Source organism: Sutcliffiella horikoshii, assembly GCF_019931755.1.
Taxonomy (GTDB): domain Bacteria; phylum Bacillota; class Bacilli; order Bacillales; family Bacillaceae_I; genus Sutcliffiella_A; species Sutcliffiella_A horikoshii_E.
In genome coordinates, this window is record NZ_CP082918.1 from 1,432,802 (window position 1) to 1,451,548 (window position 18,747).

Genomic DNA, 18,747 nt, shown 5'->3' on the forward strand with positions numbered 1-18,747 from the left:
AAAACATCTAACTTATCAGCTAGATGCTTTCTTTTTTCTGGTTGTCCGTTTTTTTGGCTTGGTACTGGATGTTTTCTTTTCAGAAGCGTCCGCCTTGGCCTCGGTCTTTTTCTTAGCGGTTTTGCCACCCTGGTCTTTGGTTCGTTCGATACTTGCTTGTAATGCGCTCATTAAGTCCACGACATTCGACTTATCTGAATCAGTAGGAGTCGTGGTTCCTTCTTCTTTATTAATTTTTTCTTGTACCAGTCTGAGCACGGCTTCCCTGTAATCATCATGGTATTTTTCCGGATCAAATTCTGTAGTCAATTGATCAATTAAGGTAATGGCTGTATCCAGCTCTTTTTTATCTACTTCTTTTCGTTCTGGTACGCTTGGTACATCCCCAACATTACGGACCTCGTCGGGATAATGCACCGTTTCCATCACAAGGCAATCCTTATAAACACGGACTATGGCAAGTTGCTGCTTGGAACGAATAGTAATTTCAGCAACCCCAATTTTCTTGGAATCCTCCAATGCTTCCCGTAACAAAGAGTAAGCCTTGCTGCCATTCTCCCCAGGTCCTAAAAAGTAGGAGCGGTTGAAATAGATGGGGTCGATATCTTCGAGCTTTACAAAATCAATGATTTTTACACTTTTGTCTTCATGTTCTTCTTTTAATTGTTTTAGCTCTTCATCAGATAAAATGACATATTTTCCTTTTACATACTCATAGCCTTTTACTAAGTCATCTTGTTCCACTTCTTTTTCACAGTTTGGACAGACTTTCTCGTATTTAATAGGACTGTGGCACTCCTTGTGCAACGTTCTTAGTTTTATGTCTTTGTCTTCGGTGGCCGAATACATCTTTATCGGAATATTGACCAATCCGAAGCTGATGGAACCTTTCCACATTGTGTGCATGCTATATCACCTAAATTATCTTAAAATTTTGACAAAAGCACTATTCAGGTGCTCAGATGTAGTTTATCCTTATTGTAAAGGATAAGTATGATAAATATTGGAAGGGGTGTCTTTGCGTGAAGGGATATTTCTTTACTGGATTTCCGGGATTCATTTGCCAAGAGCTGGTGCGTGAATTGTTACTAACGAAAAAGAACGTCACAAATGTATTTTTATTAGTGCTTCCGACTCAAAAAAGCGTTTCTGTACCCATCATCCAAACCTATCACCAACAATTTCCGCATACAACGTTCCACCTTATTGAAGGGGATATCACACAACCAAATTTAAACATGAGTAGTGAAGACCAAAAGCTTGTAAAAAAAGAAACAAACTATGTGTATCATCTTGCCGCGATCTATGATCTAGCGGTGAAAAAAGAGATTGCCTATCAAGTGAATGTCAACGGAACAAAGCAAGTGGTGGAGTGGTTAAAGAAGCTCCCGAATCTCGAGCGGTTTATCTATTTCAGTACTGCTTATGTGGCAGGAAAAAGGGAAGGAAAGCTTCTGGAAACGGAATTGATACATGAGGCCTCATTTAAAAATTATTATGAGGAAACAAAATATTTGGCAGAAATAATAGTGGACAGGGAAAAAGACCATTTACCAATAACGATCATTCGTCCTGGAATTGTAAAAGGACACAGTCAAACAGGAGAAACAAGCAAATTTGATGGTCCATATCTTATGTTGAATTTTCTTCATTCTCTTCGGTTTTTACCATTAATCCCACATTTGGGCAAAGGGGAAGCAGAATTCAACGTTGTTCCAATTGATTATATTGTAAAAAGTACATGCTATCTGACCCATTCAGATCGCGCGCTAGGTAAGACTCTTCATTTGACCAACCCTGAGCCGATTACAATTAGAGAAGCATATACAGTTCTCATGGAAAAGTTTCTTAAAAAGGCGCCAACTGGATCTATTCCTCTCCCATTGGCAAAAACATTCCTTCGTGTTCCAACTGCGAGAAAGTGGCTGAAAGTGGAACGAGAGGCACTGGATTATTTCACATGGAAAGGCAGCTTTGATTGCAGGGAAGCAAGAAGAATCCTTGGTGACGCAGATATAAACTGTCCGTCTTTCCATATAACCGCTGATATGATGGTAAAGTACTATAACGAACATAAATACGATCAGATGAAACACATTCATATATCGTAAGCTTTGAAGAAAGTATAAATACGGTTGATTTCCGTTCCAGGCGCTTCGCTTGCCTGCGGGCGGTCCGTGAGCCTCCTCGGCTTGCGCCTGTGGGGTCTCACCTGTCCCTTCCTCCCGCGGGCGTCTACGCGCCTTCCACTACAATCAACAAAGTTACTTCATTCACCATATTTAAAATGCTATCTAACCGACTTACTGAAAAATCAATATCGTTCCTTTTACGTAATTTATAGCTGTGAATTGGAGCAAATGGCGAAGACTCCTACGGGGGAGTAGCGGCAATGTTGAGACCCCGCAGCGAAGCGAGGAGGCTCAAGGTCGCCCCGTGGAAAGCGCAGCCATTTGCGGAAAGGAACAGCGAAGTTTAACCAAATTCAAAAAGGACCAAGCGGTTATGCCTGGTTCTTTTTATATGCAATCATACCGAAACGAAAGAACTAATGGAAAATAAATTGTAGGTAATTCGAAGTATTCTAAAATTATTTTTTGTCTCTCCCCCGAAAAGATTGAAACATTCACGTAACATTTAAGTGACTAGTCAATGATAATTGGCCAAGGCAATAAAGGAGGACATGGAATAACGCTAGAAAAACGACGAAATGGACATATAAACCAACTATTTTTTGAAAGAAAATAACCTCTGAATTTTCGGGCAATGGAATAATGTTACTTATATTAACTTATTATTACAATCAGATCAGGCTTAACAGGTTTTTACATTGACATTTTATAGATAAAAGTACACCTTTATATATAGACAGGTGACTTTTTCTATAGATGAAAAAGCCTCCTTCTTAATACATGCTTATGAACTCATTTATTTATATAATATGTTAAAAGATAAGCAGGAGGAGAGGTGAAGCCGGTGCTGAGCCTACTTTTTAAATTCGGCAAACGACGCACAAAGACTCTTGAAGATGAAGTGCTGGAAATACAAGCTGGCAATATTCAACTACAAAACAATCTGATTAATAAATATAAACCTTTTATCGCTAAAGCAGTGTCATCCGTGTGTAAAAGGTATATAAGTGAAACGGATGACGAATTCAGTATCGGGTTGATCGCCTTTAATGAAGCGATAGAGAAATATTCCAAAGACAAGGGCAGCTCCTTGATTTCTTTTGCAGACCTGATCATTAAGCGCAGAGTTATCGACTATATAAGAAAAGAGAGCAAAAACTCTACCGTTACGATGTCTGAACAGGAAGTTGATCAAGACGATTATGCTTCTAACAAAATAGAAGCTACTTTATCTGTGGAAGAATTCAATAAACAGATTGATCAAGAGCATCGAAGAGAAGAGATCAAGTACTATCAAACGGTTTTAAATGAGTTTGGACTTAGCTTTGCAGATCTTTTGGAATGCTCACCTAAGCACGCTGATGCAAGACAGAATGCCATAGAGGTTGCACATACTCTCGTACAAAACCAAGACCTGAAAAATCATCTGTTCGAAAAGAAAATGCTGCCAATGAAACAGTTGGAAGGCTTGGTGGATGTGAGTAGAAAAACAATAGAACGCAACCGGAAATACATTATTGCCGTTTCCATTATATTATCGGGGGATTATATATATTTGAAAGATTATTTAAAAGGGGCGATTACGAGTGAAAAAAGGGATTGTGCTCGAAGTTCATGATGAACATGTCACCATTCTGACCCCTGAGGGTGAGTTTTTGAAATCGAGAAAACAAAAGGGGCAAGTGGTTTTAGGGGAGGAGATCGTTTTTTTTCCTTTGCATAGGGCAGAGACCGCAAAAAAAGGGAAATTAGCTTCTGCTTTACGCGGGAAGTGGGCCATTATCAGTGTAATGACTGCTATCATTTTGGCTTTGACTCTGTATCCTAGATATGCAAGTAACCAAGTGTATGCGTACGTCTCCGTTGACGTCAATCCTAGTATTGAACTGGGCATAAACAAAGATATGAAGGTTATCTCAATGGATGCTTACAATAAAGAAGGCGAAGATATCCTTAAGCAATTGGAAAATTGGGAGAATCAGGATATCACAAGCGTGTCGTCAAATATATTTGATATTTTCCGTCAAAAGGGATTTCTTACTGAAAATAGCGAAGTGCTGATAGCTTCGGTATTATCTAATGACACTAATTCTGGATGGAAAACGTTGATGCAGAATAAAATAACGACCATCTCAGAAAAAGTCCAACAGGATAAGGTCAGTATTACAACATTGGAAACCACCATTGAAGAGCGTTCGGATGCTTTAAAAGAAGGGATTTCCCCTGGGAAATACATTCAAAAAGAACAAAAAACTGAATTGGTTGACAGTGAAGATACGTCCAAGTCAGAACCTGCACCCACTATGCCTTTAAACCAAAAGCCACTTGAAATAAAGCATACCAATGCAAATGAAGAGAAAAGTGGTCCGCCAAGTTTTGTAGTAATAAAGAAGAGCGAGAAAGAAGCGGAAAAAAATGAGCGTAAGGAATGGCAAGAACAGCAAAAAATAGATAAAAAAGAACAACAAGAGGTTTGGAAGCAAGAAAAGAAAGAATGGAAAAAAGAGAGAGAAGAACAGCGGGAAGATAGGAAACAAAAGGGGAAAGAACATAGGGAAGATAAGAAACAGCAAAAAGAAGAAAACCGAGTGGATTGGAAACAAGATAACAGGGGAAACAAGGGGAATGACAACGGAAATAATAGATCGGACAAAGAAAAGAAGGGACCTCCTTCTCATGCCAAGCCAAATACTAAACATGATCAAAATGATTCAAACAAAGGGAAAAAGAATCATGATGAAAAAAGAGGGAACGAAAGGTAACTTTTGTTGTCATAAATAACATACATCCAGAGCCTACATAATAAGAGGAACCCAGAGTATTTTACTCTGGGTTCTATCCATTCATATTAAATTATTTACCATTCATCTGAGATTGTGCTTGAGCTACTAGGCGTTTAGTGATTTCTCCACCAACAGAACCATTGGAGCGTGCAGCAGTGTCAGAACCAAGAGATACACCAAATTCTTGTGCAATTTCGTATTTGATTTGGTCAAGAGCTTGCTCGATTCCAGGTACGAGTAATTTATTGCTACGTGCCATTCTAATCACTCCTTTATGTGTTCAGCTTTTCATTTGAAAGCTGTAAAGTTAGTATGAGATATTCTTTCTAATCAATACTGGAAAGTATTAGACAAATACTGTAATATAAGTGATATTCCTTTGAAAAGTGAAAGAGTGAAAGGGCAATTATGATAAAATTTAAAAATACTATTACCAAGAAAATACATAGTCTTTCTCCAGCGCAGCTCATAGTCAGCTTTTATTTTATTGCTGTACTTATTGCAGTAACTCTTCTTAGTCTTCCTGTAGCAAGATATGATGGAGTTGATTGGAGCTTCATCAATGCTCTATTTACGGCAGTCAGTGCCGTTAGTGTTACTGGCTTGACTGTACTAAATACAGTGGAGACTTTTACAGTACCAGGGATCTTTATCTTGGCATTTGTCCTGCAATTTGGCGGGGTAGGAGTTATGGCGGTAGGAACTTTTATCTGGCTTCTTTTAGGGCGAAAAATTGGTCTTAAAGAGAGAAGGCTGATGATGATTGATCAAAACCAGTCCAATCTCTCCGGAATTGTGAAGCTGATAAAGCAAATTCTAGTTTTGATTCTCTCTATTGAGTTGCTGGGTGCACTTATTTTAGGAACTTATTTCTTGTCCTATTATGATACCTGGCAGGAAGCTTTTTTTCATGGTTTTTTTGCCTCAGTGAGTGCGACCACCAATGGTGGATTTGACATTACCGGTCAATCACTCATCCCATTTGCCAATGATTATTTTGTGCAATTCATTGTGATGATATTGATTACTGCTGGTGCTATCGGATTTCCTGTTTTAGTGGAAGTGAAAGAATTTATCGTCAACAAAAATGGAAGATTTCGCTTTTCTTTATTTACCAAAATTACAAGTATCACGTTTGCTTGTTTGATCACGTTAGGTGCACTGGCTATTATTATATTGGAATCTAACGCTTACTTCAAAGGGATGAGTTGGCATGAATCCTTGTTTTATGCGCTATTTCAGTCCGTAACTACAAGAAGTGGCGGGCTTGCTACAATGGATGTCAGTGAATTCGGCATTTCTACGCTTCTGGTCATGTGTGGTCTCATGTTCATCGGTGCATCACCAAGTTCTGTTGGCGGTGGTATCAGAACGACGACATTCGCCTTGAATATTTTGTTCTTATTTCATTTCGCACGAGGGCATAAAAATATTAAAATTTTTGGAAGAGAAATACACGAGGAAGATATTATTAAGTCGCTGGTTGTTCTTCTTCTTGCTATACTCATTTGCTCCTCTGCAGTGATTATACTAAGCGTCACGGAAGAATTTGCTCTTATACAAATCTTATTTGAAGTCTGTTCTGCTTTCGGAACAACGGGGCTTTCTATGGGGATTACACCTGATTTATCTTCAATAGGAAAGTTTATAATAATTTGTTTGATGTTCATCGGACGTGTGGGACTGTTGACTTTCCTGTTCATCCTTGAAAGTAAACAAAAACCACCGAACTACCGTTATCCGGTGGAAAGAGTCATTATTGGATGATGGATATATTATTTGTTGGAGAGGCCACAAAGTGGTCTCTTTTTTAGTACTAAAGCTTATGGTTATCGAAATTTTTTTTAAAAAAACTATTGCAATCGCTTTCAGAAACGTGTTATTCTTCTATTAACAAATTATCCGAAACGTTTTGGGAGGAAAACCATGACGACTATAAAAGATATAGCAAGAGTGGCTGGTGTTTCTGTCACAACGGTTTCCAGAGCTTTAAATGGTTATAGTGATGTGAATAAAAAGACACGACAAAGAATTGAAGAAGTAGCCAAGGAATTAAACTACAGTCCGAATACGGTAGCCAGAAGTCTTGTGATGAAGAAGTCCAAAACAATTGGGCTCCTTGTTTCTGATATGAACAGAGAAGGGGTCAAGGATAATTTCACCTTTGAGGTTCTTTGTGGCATTAACGAAGCTTCTGCCAACTCGGATTATGACCTTGTGCTTTTTAGTACTACATCATCGAAACAAAGCCAGAAGACATATACGCAGCTTTGTAGAGAAAGAAGAGTAGATGGCGTGATATTACAGGGGATTAAAACAGATGATCCTTATTTGCAAGAGGTTGTCGAAAGTGACATACCTTGTGTACTGGTGGATATCCCGCAGGAATCAGAAACTGTAGGCTATGTTACTACTGACAACGTAGAAGGTGCAAAAAAAGCGGTGGCCCATTTGATTGATCGTGGGCATAAGAATATCGCGATGATAAACGGACATGAAAAGGCGGATGTAAGTATTCGACGATTGCAAGGGTATATGGAAGTGCTAAATAATGAAAATCTGACATATAGACCAGAATGGATTAAAAATGGAGATTTCAAAGAGAAAGCGGCAGAAGAAGTTGCAGTGGAACTTTTGACGGAACACCCTGAAATTACAGCAGTTTTTTGCGCCAGTGATTTGATGGGGCTAGGTGTACTGAAGGCAGTAAACAAAATTGGCAAGAAAGTGCCGGACGATATAGCGGTGATCGGCTATGACGATATTATGCTGGCCTCCTATTCCAACCCAAGTTTATCAACTATACGTCAAGATAAGTTTAAATTAGGATTTGAAGCGGCAGTCCTACTTATAGATATGCTGGAGGGAAAAGAAAAGTCTCATGCAAGGATTATTGATACAGAGCTCATCATAAGAGATTCGACAAAATAAGGCACTGAGAGTGCTTTTTTACAAAGAAAATCCGAAACGTTTTGGAATAGTAGGGCGTTTTTATTTTTAATCGAGAACCAAAACGTTTCGGATGAACACAAGCACCTAGGAGGTAAGACAATGGATTATAGAGTGATTAAAGAAAATGACTTATTTTTACTAACTGACACGAACGGAAATATTCCCGAGCAGCATCCATATGGATTGGGATTGTATACAAAGGATACCCGTTTTTTGAGCAAACTGGACTTGAAAATAAATGACGAAGAACCAATTCTGCTACATTCAGATGCTGCAGAAAACTATATGGCGACGATACTTATGACAAATCCTCATATGGAGAGGGACGGCGAACTTATTTTATGGAGAGAGTCTGTCGAGATTAAACGGACCCGTTTTATCTATGATGATGTATTCTATGAGTCGCTTACTGTGAAAAACTATTATCCTAAAAGTGTAGATTTTGATTTAAGTGTTCATATGGATGTGGACTTTGCTGATATGTTCATTGTACGAGGCTTCCAAAATGGTGAAATAGGAAAAAGAACAGGGCAAACAGTTGATGGGGAGTCTTTAACTTTCCATTATGAAGGGGCGGACGATTTATTAAGACGAACATACATTGAGTGGGACAAGGAAACGACCTCTGTAGATGGAGAAAAAGGGGAGGTTCACTTTCAATTCAAGTTGAATCATGATGAAGAACAAACAGTCACTTTCAAAATACAGCCCCAGCATGGAGAGGAAAAGGCTGATAATATTCTATCGGCTTCTGTCGCTTTGGAAAAATTGAAAGAATCCTATAATGGCTGGAATACCAATGTTACAAAGGTGAAAACGGATTGCCTTCCACTACAGCGCCTTGTAGATAGAGGACTCGGGGATTTGAGAGTTTTATTGACAGACCTTGGATATGGAAAATTTCCTGTTGCTGGCCTACCGTGGTTTGGGGTTCCTTTTGGAAGGGACAGTCTTATCGCAGCTCTCCAGATGCTAGCGTTCCAACCAGAAGTGGCAAAAGGTACTCTCTATACGATGGCAAGTAAACAAGGTACAAAAGTAGATCCTTGGCGGGATGAACAACCAGGAAAAATTATGCATGAGATTCGTTACGGGGAGCTTGCAAATACCGAACAGATTCCATTTACTCCTTATTACGGAACGATTGACGCAACACCATTATTCTTAATACTACTGACAGAGTACGTTAAATGGACAGGGGACCTTAAAGTTGTTGAGGACCTAAATGCAAACATTGAAGCTGCATTGACATGGATTGACCAGTACGGGGACCGCGACGGTGATATGTTTGTGGAATATCATCAGGAGGCAAGCAAAGGAATTGCCAACCAAGGGTGGAAGGATTCAGGCGATTCTATCGTCCACCGAAACGGCGATTACGCTACGACACCGATCGCCCTTTCAGAAGTACAAGGATATGTGTATCAAGCGAAAATGGGTATAGCTTCTATTTGTGACAAACTTGGAGATGTCGAAAGGGCAGCAGCATTAAGGGAAGAAAGCACGAAGCTGAAAAACAAGTTTGATGAAGAGTTTTGGATGGATGATGTAAGTTTCTATGCAATTGCTTTGGATAAAAATAAACAACAAGTTGGAACGATTACTTCAAATCCTGGACATATCTTATTCTCTGAAATGCTTGATGAGGAAAGGGCTAATGCTGTTATTGAGACGCTTGTTTCTCCCAAAATGTTTTCAGGATTCGGGATTCGTACTATGGGAACCGGGGAAGCGGGATATAACCCTATGAGTTACCATGACGGCAGTATTTGGCCACATGATAATAGCATGGTGTTACTGGGAATGTCGAAAATTCAGAAGCAGGAAGCTGCCAACCTTGTAATTGAAGGACTTATTGAGGCTGCTGCCCATTTCGAATATGATCGTCTTCCGGAATTGTTCTGTGGGTATGATAAATCCGTTGGAAAAGCAGTCAAATATCCAGTTGCTTGTTCTCCACAGGCATGGGCTGCGGGAACACCACTTGTATTTGTCCAAACAATCCTAGGTCTTTTCCCTGATGCTTTGGAAAAGAAGATAATTTTATCTCCATTACTTCCAAACGGAATGAATGAACTGGATGTAGAGAAGGTTAAAATTGGTGAAGGTTATTTATCCCTTTCAGCTAAAAAAGGTGCTGAAGGAAATGTGGACCTGACAATTATTGAAAATTCTACAGGTTTTGAAATCGTTCAGAATTAGGTTTTACAGTTACAGAGGGGGCATTCCTCTTGAAAATGGCCGGATCCCAGTAGTTGCTGTGAACCTGGTCTATATAACCAATCAAAAACAGGAAGAGGGGTTTTAAGATGAAAGCAAAAAAATGGTTGGCTTCAATAGGTGTTACCACAATGCTTATAGGTGGAGTTTTGTCAGGTTGCAGCGGAGGAAGCAGTGGTTCTTCAGAAGGTTCGGGTGACAATGTAGAAATTACATTGGCCGGGTGGGGTGGGAACCCATCGGAAACACGTTTGCTGAAAGAAGCTCTGGATTCTTTTGAAGAAAAACACCCAAATATTAAAGTGAAACATGAAGTGATTTCCGATCAGTATATGGATGTTATGAAAACACGCTTAATTGGCGGCGAAGCACCTGATGTATTCTATTTAGATGCTTTCGAAGCTCCTGCTCTCATTGAAACTGGAGTACTGGAACCTCTTGATGATTATGTGACAGATGAGTTTAATGTAGACGATTTTGAACAACCGCTTCTGGAAGCTTTCCAAAAGGATGGAGTAACTTATGGATTCCCTAAAGATTATTCCACGCTTGCTTTATTTTACAATAAGAAAATGTTTGAAGAAGCTGGGGTAGAAGTACCAACAACATGGGATGAGCTTCGTGAAGTATCCAAGGAGCTGACAAAGGATGGGGTTGTCGGTCTTGGTGTAGCTCCGGAACTTTCAAGAATGTATTACATCGCTGAATCTCTTGGTGGAGAAGTGGTGAAGGACAATAAAGCAAACTTTGGGGATGAGAAGGTCATTGAAGCGTTACAGCCGATCATTGACCAACGCAATACAGATAAAACAGCTGTACAAGCTACAGATGTAGGAGCAAACTGGGGCGGAGAAATGTTTGGACAAGAAAAAGCGGCAATGGTAATCGAGGGTAACTGGGCGATTCCTTTCCTTGAGGATACATTCCCTAATGTTGAGTATGGGACAGCGGAGATTCCTACTGTAAATGGTGAACAATCGACCATGGCATATACGGTTTCCTACGTAATGAATGCAGCATCAGAGAAAAAGGAAGCCTCCTGGAAGCTAATTGAATATTTAACAGGTCCTGAAGGCATGGAGATCTGGACTTCAAAAGGATATGCGTTGCCAACTAGAAAATCTGTTGCGGAGAAACTTGGCTTTGATCAAGATGAGAAGCGAGCAGCACTGGTTGCTGGTGCGTCATATGCTACTGTCTGGGCAAATGGTGCAAACCTGCCTACTATCATGAACAATTTTAATAACCAATTCGTTTCAGCTTTCCTTGGAAAGCGTCCTCTTGATGAAGCATTAAAAGAAGCAGAGGAACAAGCGAACAGGGAAATTGGCGAATAATTGTTAGTAAAATAATATATGTTTGACTTCATAGGTGCCGGTTTAGCAATTGGGGTGATGACCGGCACCCGGAAGTCGCTACTGACTTCTTTGTGAAGAAGAATGACAAGATGTTTCTTCTTCAGAAAGAGTTCATGTAGAAAAAGAGGGACTCTTTGAAGGGAAAAGGAGTGAATTTAATGAAGAAAAAACGTACCTATTCAAAACGATCGTTAAGAGAAGCGTCACAAGGCTATTCTTTTATGGCTCCAACGATATTCGTGTTGGCTTTATTCATTATTGGTCCTATTTTATATGCTTTTTTCTTATCTTTTCATAAAGTTCAGCTGTTAGGTACGGCAACGTATGAGTTTGTTGGCTTGAGCAACTTTACGAACATTTCCGATGACAGTCGGGCTTTACGTGCACTCTGGAATACTTTTAAGTATGTTATTATCGTGGTTCCGATTCAAACGTTGCTAGCACTTATTTTAGCCGCTACATTAAATGCAGGATTGAAGGGACAAAGTATATTTAGAATTGTTTATTTCTTACCGACCTTGACATCCTCTGCTGTATTGACATTAATTTTCATGTGGATGTACAACCAAAATGGATTGGTAAATGAAATTTTATCGATAATAGGCCTTCCGACCTATAACTGGATGGGAGATCCGAGTGTAGCATTAATCGCAATAATGATCATGAACATTTGGGCAACGGCCCCGTTTTTTATGGTCATCTATCTTGCAGCCCTGCAGGATATTCCGGACTCGTTATACGAAGCTGCAGAGCTTGATGGAGCCAATGCCTTCAAAAAATTCATCTATATAACTGTGCCGAATTTACGTCCAGTTACTTCTTTTGTTGTCATTATGGGTTTGATCGGTACATTCCAGCTTTTTGACCAGTCTTTTATATTTTCAGGAGGTTCGGGTGGACCGGATAATTCTACATTGACTGTGGTTTTATTGATTTACCAATATGCGTTCAAGAGTCTTGGTACAATGGGCTATGCTGCTGCGATTGCCGTCATGCTTTCCATTGTGATTCTAGTGGCAACATTATTGCAACGTAAATTTTCAAAAGAAGAATCTCTATATTAAGGAGGCTGCGATATGAAGAAGAAACTTAGCGTTGGAAAAGCATTATTGTATGGGATTCTCGTTTTATATGCAGTCATCACTCTTGTCCCTTTTATTTGGGCAGTCTCTTCTTCCTTTAAGACTTTAGAAGAGATAGTAAGTGGGACCATCAATTTCATACCTAAGAATTTTACATTTGATAACTATAAGCAGATTTTCTTGGAACAGGAGTTATTTCCTCGTTGGCTCTTGAACAGCTTGATTATTGGGGTTGCAGGAACTTCACTAAATCTGCTATTTAATTCAATGGCTGGTTACGCTTTGGCACGTTTAAGTTTTCCAGGACGTAAAACATTGTTTATTATTATACTTGCGGTCTTGATGATTCCCGCACAAGTAACAATGATTCCAAACTACTTAATTCTTCGTGAGTTAGGTTGGTTGAACTCTTATCAAGGCATGATTGTGCCAGCGATGATTAATGCCACCTTTATCTTTATGATGAGACAGTTCTTCATCAATTTTCCGAAAGAACTGGAGGAAGCCGCAGAAATGGACGGGCTTAGCCGATTCGGAACATTTTTCAAAATAGTACTTCCTTTGGCTAAACCTGCCCTAGCTGCACAAGCTATTTTCGTATTTATGGGATTCTGGAACGACTTTATGCGGCCGTTGATTATCTTGTCAGACCCTTCGATGTTCACACTGCCACTAGGTCTGAATACTTTCAAAGGACAATATATCAGTTACTGGAACTATATCATGGCAGCATCCATGGTATTTACATTGCCAGTACTACTCTTATACGGTTTCTTTAATCGCTACTTCATCAAAGGAATCTCCTTTACAGGAGGAAAATAAAATCACTACGTAATAATCACAAAACAAAGCAGAATGGAAACCAGCAAATTTCCACTCTGCTTTTTTGTGTGCCTTCGACATAAGTGGATAAAATCCTTTGGGGGTCTGACCCCTTTTGGTAACTTTTTTTTATGAATTAGTCCCTGTCATAACTAACATCTTTGTCTGGGTGGGTAAATGGGAAGCCTTGGGGCTTTTTGGATTTCTCGACGAGCTCTCGGTTTTCAGCAGAGTTCCATCCGATATCGTTTGTGGGATGAACCCATTGGTCACCAGCCATGATAGCAGGATCAATGTCGTCGCTCCAGTTATTTAAAGGAGATTCTTCTGAATTATATTTGCTGTCCCCAATGACTACTCCATGTTCATTAATAAATGGCGGTTCCATTTTCATATTGGAGCCTTTGAAGGAAGGAGAGTTGATTTGATGTGGCATCGTTTCTTCCATGTAGGGGACTTCCAATGATTTATCTTTTTTAGACATTCATTTCACCTCCGAGGGATGTATAGTTTTAGCATTTCAATAAAATAAATAAGTATGTACTAAAGAAAATAGGAGGATACAAAAATGTCTAAGAAGTTTGAAATTGCCAACCTTTCACAGGATAAACTTGATCGCATTGCAGAGTATGAACAAAAATTGCAGGAAGAAATGGGAGAGGAAATAGTTTTGGTTGCTTATGAAGAATGTGAAAAATAACAAAGGGGCAATCTAATTGCACGGGGGTGATGGCATTGGCAAAGAGAAAAGTTGCTCATGATGCAGCGAAAAATAACAATAAAACTCCAAAGGAAAGCTTACCTGATACGGAATTCTCTGCAGAATATCAAAAAGAAGATATGATACGTGGAGCAAACCGTAATTCTAAACACGGCAGACAAGGAAAATAAGGGGGCTGACTCAAATGGATGCAAAAAAGAAAAAGCAAAAACAGGCACATGAATCACAGCATGCCATTTCTCAAGACAGTTTGAACGAGGAATTTGGTCCAGAATTCGGCGACCCAAATGCTGCGAAAGCCTTTGAAAATGCAATAGAATCCAATAACAAAAAGAATAAAAAGAAAAACTGCTAGCTGAACTCAGCTGGCAGTTTTTCTTGCTTTAGATCCTATAGGGTAAATTTCTGCTTTGTTAGTGTTTTGGTTGAAATAGACTAATACATAGCTTTCCTCTTCCATGATCTCATCATGATTAAGGTAATGTGCGAGATCGAACTGAAGGCTTTCAATCATCGTATGTTTATATAGTTCTTTTTCGTTTAGGTTATGAGCAGAGAATTGGTCACCCAATAACGCAGGGTTTTCAATCACTTGCTTGTAAATATTAGTTCTATCTTCTTTTTCAAGACGATCTTGCCACCAAGGTTTACGAGGTTTGAATTTCTGGTGACGGAGGTAATCGTATTTCATCATACTTTCCATTACAGACACTGCTTGAGGTTTATCTTCTTGTAAAAAGGAATACAGACGCTTGTATAAGTCTTCAAGTTGATGACCGATTCTTGACCAACCTTGTTGATCCCAATATGCGCCGAAATCTTGGAAGAAATCGAAAGGTGTTTCAAAGACATGGGTAACCAGATGTTCGACCGTGGCGTCCATTCGATGATCGTTCCAGAACTTTTCTAGAACGTCTTCCACTTGTTTGATTCGGATGATGTCATCAAAGCTTAGAATATTATTTCCGAGAATTTCATATGGAGCATGATCCATATAAATATATGCATGATCGTTCGAGCGAATCCTTAATCCTGTACCACGCAACATCTTCAAGAAACCAAGTTGCAGCTCTTCAGGACGGAGGGCAAATACATCATTAAAGGTTTTCTTGAATGAGTGGTAATCTTCTTCAGGCAACCCGGCAATCAAATCTAAGTGTTGATCTATCTTTCCGCCTTCTTTTACCATCGTGACAGTACGGGATAGTTTGGCGAAGTTCTGTTTGCGCATCACAAGTTCATTAGTGGAGTCATTGGTCGACTGTACACCGATTTCAAAACGGAACAGTCCTGCAGGAGCTTCCTGGTTCAAAAATTCAATAACTTCCGGTCTCATGATGTCCGCTGTGATTTCGAATTGGAAAACGGTGCCCGGAAGATGCTCATCGATTAAGAAACGGAACATTTCCATTGCATAGCTGCGACTGATATTAAAGGTGCGGTCCACGAATTTAATCGTCTTAGCGCCATTGTTCATCAGAAAGCGAATATCTTCTTTTACTTTTTCCCGATCAAAGTAACGAACTCCTACTTCAATGGATGATAAGCAGAACTGACAGCTGAAAGGACAGCCCCTGCTTGTCTCAAAGTATGTCACGCGTTTGCCAAGTTGAGCGAGGTCCTCGTCAAATCTGTATGGCGATGGCAGTTCCTTTAAATCCACTTTGTTTCGTTGAGGGGAGATTTTTTTGTTCTCTCCATCCCGGTAAGCAAGGCCGTTTATTGATTCGAAGTTTTGTTCACCTTGTAGCTCTTGAAGCAGTTGCTTAAAAGTGATTTCCCCTTCGCCGAGTACGATGAAATCGACGTCCGTTAAGCGGTCAAGCCATTCAGACACATCATAGGTCACCTCAGGACCACCGAGGACCAGGATAAGTTCCGGGTTGATTTTTTTTAACATGCTCATTACTTTGATTGTTTCTTCTATGTTCCATATATAGCAGCTGAAGCCTATGACATCCGGTTTCTTTTGGATGAGGTCAGATACTATATTCATGACAGGATCTTTAATCGTATATTCAACTAAATCTACATTAAATTCCGGCTCTGCATATGCTTTCAAATAGCGAATGGCAAGATTGGTATGGATATATTTCGCGTTTAATGTTGTGGCAATTATTTTCATTATAAATCCATCAAACTCCTAGTGAAAATTTCTATAACTAATATAGTTTATCATAATTAAATATAGTGAGTAACGATTTCATGCCTTTTTTCTAGGGCTAGTAAATCTTTCCTCTCTTCCATTATCAACATGAAATCTGGAATTATTACAAAATGATTTCTGAAATGACTTTTTTATTGCGTTAAATGTAGAACAAAGGAATTTAGGTGGGGGATGTAGAAGATTACATAGTGGTTGATTAATGAGTTTTATTACTAGTTACTTGTCCGTTGTCAATAACAATAATCTTTGAGAAAAGAACTTAAATATATGATAAGTGGGGGAAGGTCATGATCCAACACATGGTAAAGGAAGAAACCAGGAAGTTGGAGGCAGAAATAGAAACGCTAACTGCCAAGCTTCAAAAGCTGGAAAAGGAAAACAGGTTTCTGCAACTTACATTTGAACATGCCAATGATGCCATAATCTTATTCAATGAAAACGTCGAATTCTTTCAAGTGAACCCGAAAGCGTGTGAACTTTTTGAATTGCCTAAAGAGGAATTGTTACAGCGCAAGTTACATGATTTCCTAGACTTGATGCCCAAAGAGGAAGTAGAATACCAGGAAGCACAGTTAAATGAATTGGGAGAGTTGAAAAATGAATTAATTGTCCGTTTGGATAACGGAACAATCAAATTCGTGGAATATTCAGCTGTTCGCAACCCTGATGAAAGTGGACTTGATATATGTATCATCCGTGACATATCAACGAAAAAGCAATTAGAAAAAGAATCTAGCAAAAGTAAACAAATGTATCATGATGTAATAAATAGAGCAGTGGACGGAATTGTGGTGTTTGACAGAGATGGCATGTTTATCGATGTAAACCCTGCATTTTGTTCTAATTTTGCCATGCCTAAATTAGACCTCTTACAATCAAAGTTGGATGATTTTGTGGAAGACGGATTTCAATATAAAATGACAAAGATTTGGAACCTTTTAGATAATCATGGCCGGGTTAGGGGAGAGTTGCCGGTAGTTCTTCATACAGGTGAGCGTAAGACCTTTGAAGTCACCATTACCGCTAATATTTATGATGATTACTATTTAGCAATAATGAGAGATGTGACGGAAAAACGAAATATGGAGCTGCAGCTGAAGAAAAGCGAAGAGCGGTTCAGAGAAATGTTTCAACACGCATTAGACGCGATTGTATTGGTAGATAATAATGGCCAAATAAAACGGGCAAATCCTGCTGCAAGCAGAGCTTTCGAATTACCACTTGATGATTTGGTGCGAGCGAAGCTTCATGAATTTGTTCCTAAAAATGATAAAAAAGTATTTTCTATTGTAAAACAGTTTGGAGCAAGAGGCGAAATAAGAGAAGAACTTGAGTTTCATATGCCGAACGGACAGAAGAAACTGTTAGAGTTCACAGCTAATAAAGGAATAATTGATGGTTTTAACATGATAATATTTAGAAACGTCAGTGAACGAAGAAAGATGGAGAAAGACTTAAGAGAGAGCGAACAGAAATTCAGAAAGATTTTCAATAATGCCATGGATGGAATCCTTCTATGGGATAATAAATGCAATATTATAGATGCCAACCCTAATGCCAGCAAAATTTTAGGTTTATCCAAAGAAGAATTAATGAACAACTCCCTTCATTGGTATATTCAACATGATCAATTGGGTGAAATTCAGGAACAGTGGAAAGAGTGCCCTGAAAGCGAAGAGTTAAGTGGAGAAGTATGTTTGGATGGGGAGCGTGGGACGCAAATCATTGAATACTCTGCCAAAAAGAACGTCATTGAAGGATTGCACATGACCATTTTTCGAAATATAACGGAAAAAAGGGAAATGGAAGATCAACTTAGAAAATCAGATACCTTGACCGTCGTTGGAGAGTTGGCCGCAGGAATTGCCCATGAAATAAGGAACCCGATGACAGCATTAAAAGGATTTATCCAGCTTTTACAAAACAGTATGATAGAAGACCAATATGCCATGTATTTTGATGTAATCACCTCTGAACTAAAGAGAATTGAATCCATCATTACCGAATTCCTCGTATTGGCAAAGCCGCAGGCGATATCCTATCAAAGAAAAAATGCCACGGTCATAATGAAGGAAACACTGGATCTGTTAAGTGCCCAAGCATCTTTAGAAAACGTTCAATTTATTACATCCATTGAAGAAGGATTACCCGACATTTATTGTGAACCAAATCAACTAAAACAAGTATTTATTAATATATTGAAAAATGCCATCGAAGTTATGCCTAAAGGAGGAACTGTATCAGTTGGACTTGAAAAGATAGAAGGGGAGCAGGTACTGATTTCGATTAGGGATGAAGGAACCGGAATTCCGGAAGATAAACTGAAGAAACTTGGAGAACCTTTCTATACGACCAAGGAACGTGGAACAGGTCTGGGGCTTATGGTAAGCTATAAAATTGTAGAGGAACACAATGGTACCATTGAAGTCAGCAGTGAGCTTGGGAAAGGTACTACCTTCCATATAAAATTGCCGATAGGGTCACCTACCGTCCATTAAGTCGAACCGGAA

The 18,747-nt window shown here is 39.2% G+C and carries 17 protein-coding genes; 13 read left to right on the forward strand and 4 right to left on the reverse strand.

Features of this window, described 5'->3' with window-relative positions; all coding sequences use genetic code 11:
• Nucleotides 1-15: 15 nt before the first annotated feature.
• Nucleotides 16-906, reverse strand: a complete 891-nt coding sequence (gene ku / locus K7887_RS07375; RefSeq protein WP_223492894.1) for a non-homologous end joining protein Ku — start codon at nucleotides 904-906, stop codon at nucleotides 16-18.
• A gap of 116 nt (nucleotides 907-1,022) precedes the next feature.
• On the opposite strand from ku, the gene K7887_RS07380 reads away from it, so the two are divergent.
• The 3 genes from K7887_RS07380 to K7887_RS07390 all read left to right on the forward strand — a co-directional run bounded on the left by K7887_RS07380 (nucleotide 1,023) and on the right by K7887_RS07390 (nucleotide 4,894).
• A complete protein-coding gene (locus tag K7887_RS07380; RefSeq protein ID WP_223492895.1) occupies nucleotides 1,023-2,111 on the forward strand; it encodes an SDR family oxidoreductase in 1,089 nt (362 codons plus the stop codon).
• Between the two features lie 856 nt (nucleotides 2,112-2,967).
• The gene (gene sigI, locus K7887_RS07385; protein WP_223492896.1) at nucleotides 2,968-3,750 is read left to right on the forward strand and encodes an RNA polymerase sigma factor SigI; all 783 of its coding nucleotides are present in this window, start codon (nucleotides 2,968-2,970) and stop codon (nucleotides 3,748-3,750) included.
• Nucleotides 3,719-4,894, forward strand: a complete 1,176-nt coding sequence (locus tag K7887_RS07390; RefSeq protein WP_223492897.1) for an anti-sigma factor domain-containing protein — start codon at nucleotides 3,719-3,721, stop codon at nucleotides 4,892-4,894. The genes sigI and K7887_RS07390 overlap by 32 nt, the downstream gene beginning before the upstream one ends.
• Nucleotides 4,895-4,985: 91 nt before the next feature.
• On the opposite strand, the gene K7887_RS07395 is transcribed toward K7887_RS07390, so the two are convergent.
• Nucleotides 4,986-5,174: an alpha/beta-type small acid-soluble spore protein gene (locus tag K7887_RS07395; RefSeq protein ID WP_088017762.1), complete on the reverse strand. Its 189-nt coding sequence runs from the start codon at nucleotides 5,172-5,174 to the stop codon at nucleotides 4,986-4,988.
• A 149-nt stretch (nucleotides 5,175-5,323) separates the two neighbouring features.
• Here K7887_RS07395 and K7887_RS07400 point away from each other — a divergent pair, with 149 nt between their 5' ends.
• The 6 genes from K7887_RS07400 (at nucleotide 5,324) to K7887_RS07425 (ending at nucleotide 13,349) form a co-directional block, all read left to right on the forward strand.
• Nucleotides 5,324-6,682 (forward strand): TrkH family potassium uptake protein, encoded by a 1,359-nt coding sequence (locus tag K7887_RS07400; RefSeq protein WP_223492898.1) that lies wholly within the window; start codon nucleotides 5,324-5,326, stop codon nucleotides 6,680-6,682.
• 159 nt (nucleotides 6,683-6,841) lie between these two features.
• Entirely contained in the window at nucleotides 6,842-7,846 is a 1,005-nt protein-coding gene (locus tag K7887_RS07405) for a LacI family DNA-binding transcriptional regulator (protein ID WP_223492899.1), read from the forward strand.
• A 120-nt stretch (nucleotides 7,847-7,966) separates the two neighbouring features.
• Nucleotides 7,967-10,069 carry an amylo-alpha-1,6-glucosidase gene (locus K7887_RS07410; RefSeq protein WP_223492900.1) on the forward strand — a complete coding sequence of 701 codons (2,103 nt, stop codon included), beginning with the start codon at nucleotides 7,967-7,969 and terminating at the stop codon, nucleotides 10,067-10,069.
• Between the two features lie 107 nt (nucleotides 10,070-10,176).
• Complete coding sequence (locus tag K7887_RS07415) at nucleotides 10,177-11,424, forward strand: ABC transporter substrate-binding protein (protein WP_223492901.1); 1,248 nt, start codon at nucleotides 10,177-10,179, stop codon at nucleotides 11,422-11,424.
• A 179-nt stretch (nucleotides 11,425-11,603) separates the two neighbouring features.
• Nucleotides 11,604-12,509, forward strand: coding sequence for a carbohydrate ABC transporter permease (locus K7887_RS07420; protein WP_223492902.1), 906 nt, complete (start codon nucleotides 11,604-11,606; stop codon nucleotides 12,507-12,509).
• A gap of 12 nt (nucleotides 12,510-12,521) precedes the next feature.
• A complete protein-coding gene (locus K7887_RS07425; RefSeq protein ID WP_223492903.1) occupies nucleotides 12,522-13,349 on the forward strand; it encodes a carbohydrate ABC transporter permease in 828 nt (275 codons plus the stop codon).
• A 136-nt stretch (nucleotides 13,350-13,485) separates the two neighbouring features.
• Here the strand turns inward: K7887_RS07425 and K7887_RS07430 are convergent, their stop codons facing one another.
• Nucleotides 13,486-13,833, reverse strand: coding sequence for a DUF3905 domain-containing protein (locus K7887_RS07430; protein ID WP_223492904.1), 348 nt, complete (start codon nucleotides 13,831-13,833; stop codon nucleotides 13,486-13,488).
• Between the two features lie 84 nt (nucleotides 13,834-13,917).
• Here K7887_RS07430 and K7887_RS22945 point away from each other — a divergent pair, with 84 nt between their 5' ends.
• Genes K7887_RS22945 through K7887_RS07440 form a run of 3 tightly spaced genes read left to right on the forward strand, consistent with a single transcriptional unit; the run spans nucleotide 13,918 to nucleotide 14,425 of the window.
• Nucleotides 13,918-14,049, forward strand: a complete 132-nt coding sequence (locus K7887_RS22945) for a hypothetical protein (protein WP_263290341.1) — start codon at nucleotides 13,918-13,920, stop codon at nucleotides 14,047-14,049.
• 35 nt (nucleotides 14,050-14,084) lie between these two features.
• Entirely contained in the window at nucleotides 14,085-14,240 is a 156-nt protein-coding gene (locus tag K7887_RS07435) for a hypothetical protein (RefSeq protein ID WP_010192332.1), read from the forward strand.
• A 14-nt stretch (nucleotides 14,241-14,254) separates the two neighbouring features.
• Nucleotides 14,255-14,425, forward strand: a complete 171-nt coding sequence (locus K7887_RS07440; RefSeq protein WP_223492905.1) for a hypothetical protein — start codon at nucleotides 14,255-14,257, stop codon at nucleotides 14,423-14,425.
• Between the two features lie 6 nt (nucleotides 14,426-14,431).
• On the opposite strand, the gene K7887_RS07445 is transcribed toward K7887_RS07440, so the two are convergent.
• Nucleotides 14,432-16,195, reverse strand: coding sequence for a B12-binding domain-containing radical SAM protein (locus K7887_RS07445; protein WP_223492906.1), 1,764 nt, complete (start codon nucleotides 16,193-16,195; stop codon nucleotides 14,432-14,434).
• 329 nt (nucleotides 16,196-16,524) lie between these two features.
• On the opposite strand from K7887_RS07445, the gene K7887_RS07450 reads away from it, so the two are divergent.
• On the forward strand, nucleotides 16,525-18,735 hold the full coding sequence (locus K7887_RS07450; protein ID WP_223492907.1) for a PAS domain-containing sensor histidine kinase: 2,211 nt from the start codon (nucleotides 16,525-16,527) through the stop codon (nucleotides 18,733-18,735).
• The last annotated feature ends 12 nt before the right edge of the window (nucleotides 18,736-18,747 follow it).

Excerpts from the sequence above, each read along its gene's own strand:
- ku (WP_223492894.1), bottom strand. The coding sequence starts at position 906 with ATGCACACAATGTGGAAAGGTTCCATCAGCTTCGGATTGGTCAATATT.
- K7887_RS07395 (WP_088017762.1), bottom strand. The coding sequence starts at position 5,174 with ATGGCACGTAGCAATAAATTACTCGTACCTGGAATCGAGCAAGCTCTT.
- K7887_RS07400 (WP_223492898.1), top strand. The coding sequence starts at position 5,324 with ATGATAAAATTTAAAAATACTATTACCAAGAAAATACATAGTCTTTCT.
- K7887_RS07405 (WP_223492899.1), top strand. The coding sequence starts at position 6,842 with ATGACGACTATAAAAGATATAGCAAGAGTGGCTGGTGTTTCTGTCACA.
- K7887_RS07410 (WP_223492900.1), top strand. The coding sequence starts at position 7,967 with ATGGATTATAGAGTGATTAAAGAAAATGACTTATTTTTACTAACTGAC.
- K7887_RS07415 (WP_223492901.1), top strand. The coding sequence starts at position 10,177 with ATGAAAGCAAAAAAATGGTTGGCTTCAATAGGTGTTACCACAATGCTT.
- K7887_RS07420 (WP_223492902.1), top strand. The coding sequence starts at position 11,604 with ATGAAGAAAAAACGTACCTATTCAAAACGATCGTTAAGAGAAGCGTCA.
- K7887_RS07425 (WP_223492903.1), top strand. The coding sequence starts at position 12,522 with ATGAAGAAGAAACTTAGCGTTGGAAAAGCATTATTGTATGGGATTCTC.
- K7887_RS07430 (WP_223492904.1), bottom strand. The coding sequence starts at position 13,833 with ATGTCTAAAAAAGATAAATCATTGGAAGTCCCCTACATGGAAGAAACG.
- K7887_RS22945 (WP_263290341.1), top strand. The coding sequence starts at position 13,918 with ATGTCTAAGAAGTTTGAAATTGCCAACCTTTCACAGGATAAACTTGAT.
- K7887_RS07440 (WP_223492905.1), top strand. The coding sequence starts at position 14,255 with ATGGATGCAAAAAAGAAAAAGCAAAAACAGGCACATGAATCACAGCAT.
- K7887_RS07445 (WP_223492906.1), bottom strand. The coding sequence starts at position 16,195 with ATGAAAATAATTGCCACAACATTAAACGCGAAATATATCCATACCAAT.
- K7887_RS07450 (WP_223492907.1), top strand. The coding sequence starts at position 16,525 with ATGATCCAACACATGGTAAAGGAAGAAACCAGGAAGTTGGAGGCAGAA.